4 protein-coding genes are annotated in these 6,088 nt (G+C 40.0%); 1 reads left to right on the forward strand and 3 read right to left on the reverse strand.

Annotated features, from left to right (window positions below; all coding sequences use genetic code 11):
- Position 1: 1 nt before the first annotated feature.
- Positions 2–1,939, reverse strand: coding sequence for a cytochrome aa3 quinol oxidase subunit I (gene qoxB / locus ACTWPM_RS01615; RefSeq protein WP_443131309.1), 1,938 nt, complete (start codon positions 1,937–1,939; stop codon positions 2–4).
- Between the two features lie 17 nt (positions 1,940–1,956).
- Positions 1,957–2,940 carry a cytochrome aa3 quinol oxidase subunit II gene (qoxA, locus tag ACTWPM_RS01620; RefSeq protein ID WP_443131310.1) on the reverse strand — a complete coding sequence of 328 codons (984 nt, stop codon included), beginning with the start codon at positions 2,938–2,940 and terminating at the stop codon, positions 1,957–1,959.
- A gap of 812 nt (positions 2,941–3,752) precedes the next feature.
- Here qoxA and ACTWPM_RS01625 point away from each other — a divergent pair.
- Positions 3,753–5,126 carry a M28 family peptidase gene (locus tag ACTWPM_RS01625; protein ID WP_443131311.1) on the forward strand — a complete coding sequence of 458 codons (1,374 nt, stop codon included), beginning with the start codon at positions 3,753–3,755 and terminating at the stop codon, positions 5,124–5,126.
- Positions 5,127–5,917: 791 nt separating this feature from the next.
- Here the strand turns inward: ACTWPM_RS01625 and ACTWPM_RS01630 are convergent.
- Positions 5,918–6,088 (reverse strand): transposase (locus tag ACTWPM_RS01630; RefSeq protein ID WP_443131324.1); only part of this gene is annotated, 171 nt, incomplete at its 5' end.

A 6,088-nucleotide genomic window follows, 5' to 3' on the forward strand; every position in this document is an offset into this window, starting at 1 on the left:
ATTATAACCTCCTTGCCGAGCGTTCCGTACGCTTAATTTCATCTACTTCTACGTGGAAGCCTTCATCGTAGTCGAAGGAACGAATGATCATCATGACGAAAACGGCAAGCAAGCCGCCTATAGCCATCCACATCCATTCAAATACAAGCCCAAATCCTGATACAAACATGAAAGCCATCATAATAAACGGCTGTCCCGTGCTGCTCGGCATGTGAATAGGCTCTACTTTATCTTCCTCAAATGTAGTTTTGCCTTCTTGTTTTAACTTGACATAAGCATCCTGGCTATCGATGTGCGGAAGTGTTGCAAAGTTATAAAAAGGTACAGGAGTAGGAGTGGCCCATTCGAGCGTTCGTCCATTATCCCAGTTGTCCCCTGTTTTCTCACGCTCACTGTAACGATAGCTGTAAAGAATGGTAAATACGAAAATGGCAAAGCCAACTCCCATTCCAAATGCGCCCACCGTAGAGATAATATTCAGCGGCATCCACTCGGGAATAATAGTAAAGACACGGCGCGGCATTCCATCGAGTCCCACAAAATACTGCGGGAAGAAGCAGACATGGAATCCAATAACAAAGAACCAGAAACTCCATTTTCCGAGTCTTTCGTTAAGCTTGTGCCCGAACATTTTCGGATACCAGAATACTAGACCTGAGAAGCAGGCAAATACCGTACCAGCAATTAACACATAGTGGAAGTGTGCTACCAAGAAGTAAGTGTTATGATACTGATAATCTGCAGATGCCATACCAAGCATAACTCCGGTAACACCGCCGATCACAAAACTCGGAATAAAGGCAAGTGACCACATCATGGCTACTGTATTATTAATTTTCGATTTATAAAGTGTACCGAGCCAGTTAAATATTTTAACACCGGTCGGGACAGCAATAAGCATAGTGGATATCGAGAAGACGGAGTTAACAAAGGCCCCAGCTCCCATGGTAAAGAAGTGGTGTACCCATACCAGGAAACTCAATCCAGCGATTAATATGATCGCCCATACCATTGCTTTGTAACCGAATAGCTGTTTACGAGCAAATGCCGAAATAACTTCAGAGAATATACCGAATGCAGGAAGTATAACAATATAAACTTCAGGGTGTCCCCACATCCAGAACAAGTTTGCCCACATCATCGGCATTCCTTCACCAGTTAAGGTGAAGAACTGAGCTCCGAAGACACGATCAAGCGTCAATAGAGCCAAAGCTACCGTTAAAATAGGAAAAGCAAATACGATGATAAAGGATGTAATAAACGTCGACCAGGTAAAGATCGGCATTTGGAACATTCTCATTTTCGGTGCTCTCATTTTTAAGATCGTTACCATGAAGTTAATTCCTGTAGCCAGGGTCCCTATTCCTGAAAGCTGTAAGCCAAGCAGATAAAAGTTTTGCCCTGGTCCCGGACTCATAGCTGCTCCTGCTAGCGGAGTATAACTTGTCCACCCCGCATCCGGAGAACCGCCAATGACAAACGAAATATTAAATAACATAGCTCCAAAGAAAAATGACCAAAAGCTTAGAGCGTTTAAATAGGGAAAAGCTACGTCCCTGGCTCCAATTTGCAATGGAACCACAAAGTTCATAATTCCAATTAGAAACGGCATGGCCATGAAAATAATCATAACAGTGCCGTGTGTCGTAAAAATTTCATCATAGTGCTGGGCGTTTAAGAAGTTCATATTTGGAAAAGCCAATTGAGTTCTCATCATCATGGCGTCTACGCCCCCGCGAAATAACATTACGAGTGCGCTTAAAATATACATTATTCCTATTTTTTTGTGATCCACCGTGGTGAGCCATTCGCGCCAGAGATATCCCCATTTCTTATAATAGGTTAAGAAGAATATGATGGAGATACTCACCAGGGCAATGGATACCATTCCTGCGTAGATAAGTGGTTCACCGGTTACGAAGAATTCATCTAGTTGCAATATTACTCACCTGCTTCCTATTGATCTCTGTCACTTTCGTGATCATCATTGTTTTCTTCATCCATGAAGTCTTCTGCATCCTGGTGACTTTCCAGGTGCATCAAATCTCCGTATTTTTCAAAGTGACGATTAATGGCATAGTCCATCCCCTCAGGCTTTCCGTGGTCAACCCATTCTAAGTGGGTAGATGAAAACTCGTGTTCTTCCGTCAAACCGGGTGCGAGCAGTTCATCATATCTTTCCTGAGTTAACTGCGGGGCTTGATTTTGGGTTTCACTTACCCACTGGTCGTATGCTTCTGGACTCTCTGCATAAACTTCAAAGGTTTGCTTTGTAAATCCTTCCCCATTAAAGTTTGCATTTCGTCCTTTATAAACACCCTCTTCATCCGCTTCCAGGTAATGAGTATTCATCATTCCTGCCATATTGTACTTTTGACCGCCAAGCCGTGGGATCCAAAGAGCTGTCATGGCATCTGCAGAGGACAATTTAAACTCAATCGGCCGATCAGTGGGAATATGCAGATAATTCACGGTCTCTATGTTCTCTTCCGGATAACTAAAAAACCATTTCCAATCCGCAGTAGTTGCGTGGATAACAAGCGGTTCCTTTTCTTCTTCATTAGCCTCAACCTCCGGCGGTTTTTCTAATTGAAATAGAGTATCCACTGTTGGAATACTTAAGGCAATGACAATAATAAATGGAATAACCGTCCAAATCACTTCAATTTTGTTGTTTCCATGCATATCTGGATCATAATCCGTTTCCTTACGACCTGGCCTGTTTTCTCTGTATTTCACAACCATATACGTAAATGCTGCAAAAACCACGACTACAATAAACAACATAAAATAGACGGAGTATAAAATAAGATCTTTTTGTGTTTGCGCTACAGGACCCTTAGGATCCAAGACAGCTATCTCACATCCGCTTAACAGTAAGACCAGACTGAGCGGCAGTAAAACCAATCCCTTCTTAAACAACCGGTTTATGTTTTTCACTGAGAAGTACACTCCTTTTCTATCATTCTATCTAATTAGGTCAATCCTTTTTTAATGGGCAACTGCCTGTATTATAGCAAAAAATGTAGAATAATAGCTTAAGTTAATAAAATTGTCATTGATCTCTCACACTTTCCGATAAATTTTATTGTTTGCAATTTATGATTTGACATTTGTTTATTATCTTATGATCAAATCCCTTTCTTTCCCGACATTTAACCCTTTCCTAAGCAAATAGACTAAGGTACACATGAACTTAAGTAATAACGAATTTGTTGGATCGACCTAGGATAAATCCCTAATTTTAAAAAACAGCTGCCTGGCTTCAAACCAAGAACATTCATGTTGTCTTTGTATCAACTTTACATATTCAGAAAACAACTTCTGGTTCGCTGCAAAATCTTGAGTATTCAATCTTTTATTACATTCAATCGGAGAAAGCACTGTTTTTGGTATATCCACCGAGTCATTGTTGAACATTTCCATTTGCTCCATAAACCACTTTTCCCCCCCCCCTTTTAAATCTACATAGGTTTTCGATTACTAGTAGAATACCGCTAAACTGTATTACATTTGGAAATTGATCCTTAGGTATCACTCCACTTTATCTACTCTTACCCATAATTGAGAAAGCAGACACTTATAATCATACATTCGACAAGGTGCTTCAGAAACATCCATTATATGAATAGGTCATAAGTTGGCCTAATGAAAAGATGGTCTATTCTTCTTAAAAACTTCCTATTTCCATATTTTGTGAAATGGAATATAGTTAGATTACTACTAGGTGAATATTTAAGGAGGAATGAAACATGCCAAAAAATGCAATCAAACTGATGTTAGCTACTGGGTTAATTTTAAGCTCGGCTCCAGCCGCAGTTGATGCCGCTCCCACTATTCCTAATCAGAACGCTGATCATGCGTTCGATAACAAGGTGATTAAAAAAATAAGTGGTGATCGACTTTACGAACGAGTAAATTTACTGTCGCAAAGTCCAAGAGAAGCCGGAACAGAAGGGGAATATCGTGCTGTTCAGTATATTCAAGATCAGTTTGAAAGCTATGGGTATAATACGGAATTACAGCCTTTCACTTTTCAAGACTGGGACGAGGGCGTCTCCTCGATAGTTATCAATAACACAGTTTTTAATGGAGACGTTCAAGCATTTACTGGGTCCGTAAACGCGACGGTAAAATCTAAGCTTGAGTTTGTTGGGTTAGCTTCTTCAGAAGAAGTGACTGACTCAGTAAAAGGTAAAATTGCTTTAATAGAACGAGGTTCGATTAGTTTTTATGAAAAAGTGCAAAATGTCATAAATAAAGGTGCTGCAGGAGTGATCATGTTTAACCGAGAAGGAGAAGAAGGCAATGATTTTGGTTATACATACGAGGGACAGAATATACCAGTAGTAGCTATTAACCGCGAAGAAGGCTTATCCCTGGTTAATCAACTCAACTCAGAAGAAGTAAATGCAGAGATAGCTGTGCAAGGTGCGGGAACAATCGATAAAATTTCATACAATGTTATCGCTACAATGCAACCTCACAAAAATAAAGATAACGGTCAAATTGTAACCATTGGTGCCCACCATGACTCCGTTGCTGGTGGCCCAGGTGCTAACGACGATGCCTCGGGGGTTTCCGGAGTTCTCGAACTAGCTAAAATTATGGCTAAAACTCCAATAGATACTGAATTACGCTTTATGACATTTGGTGCAGAAGAAAAAGGTCTTCTTGGTTCTTATCACTACGCGAGCACATTATCTGAAGATGAAGTTAACCGGATTGCAGCCCATTTTCAGATGGATATGATAGGAAGTCGGGATTCTGGAGACTTAATTATGTTTACACCGGATGGAGAAAAGAACCTGGTAACCGATTTAGGGGCAGCGGCTGGAGCCAGGGTAGCGGAGGTAGTGGAATATGGACAGCTTGGACGCAGTGACCACGTGCCATTCTTTGAACGAGGTATCCCTTCTGCTTTATTCATCCATGCGCCGCTAGAGCCCTGGTACCATTCTCCTGAAGATACTGTAGATAAAATTAGTAAAGACAAATTAAAAGAAACCACAGAAATTATAGGAGCTGCAGTCTACCAAATTGCACGTCCGGATACCCCAGCGCTTATAAATGCACGTGTAGCCCCCGGCCCAGTCCATTATGAATTTGATGACCGACCTCTTTAGAAACAGCTGCCGCCCTATTTCGACTTTATAACTAAAGCGCTGAAATCTTACATAAGATTTCAGCGCTTTTATGTGATTAAAAGGTGAGTATTCAATTAAAATTTTGGTTAAAGCAAATATAAAAGTATAGCTCTGAGCCCTCTTAATTTACACTTCTTTGAAAGCTGCAAAATGTAGCAAGCAGCCACCCCTATAAGACTTCATTCTATCTAATCCGACAAAAACTCTGATTGCATTAAACCTTCAGTAAGCAAATAATAGTAGTATAGATCTATTTATGTTATAAAAGGAGGGTTTTACTATTGAATTTGTTGCATAGACTTGAAAGCGATGGTTTCAGCTCGGTAGAAGGGAATGCCAACACACCAAATCAAGAATTGATATCATTAAAAGAATTACTTACTGATTCGTACTTAAGAAACCTAACGGGCTATCACCCATTCTTCATCCGATATTATCCCCTCGAAACACAACCATACCTGGAAGTCTTTTATGACCAAAGTTGTTTGAAGTTCGATCTGATCGAAAGTGGCTTAGATTTATTTAGATTGTCATCCTAGAAAATCCGTGGTCTTGAATGAATTAACACGACCATCACATGCTCTAAGATCATTTACGACCTCTTTTACATCTCAAGAATCTTCTCAATTAAATGGAAGTGCAACAAATTTTTCAAAACCGCACTTTTAAATACTACCCACTGGTATTCTTGCAACTTTTTTATACTTAAAAAATAGTTACTTTTTATGGTTCTAAGTCAATTGTTGGGGTAGGAGGCAAGCTCCTGCCCCTTAACCAACTTGAAAATTTCTAATGTGTTTATATTGATGATGAAGAAGAACCTTCAATCGGAGACGGTCATATCTTCTGAAACCAAAGGCATTTCGTTTAATAACCTTCGTCTGATTGTTTAGTCCCTCCACGAATCCATTGCTATAATTGAATGTAAAGCTATTCAAGAT

This window comes from Halobacillus sp. K22, assembly GCF_052246795.1.
In the GTDB taxonomy this organism is placed as follows: Bacteria; Bacillota; Bacilli; order Bacillales; family Halobacillaceae; genus Halobacillus.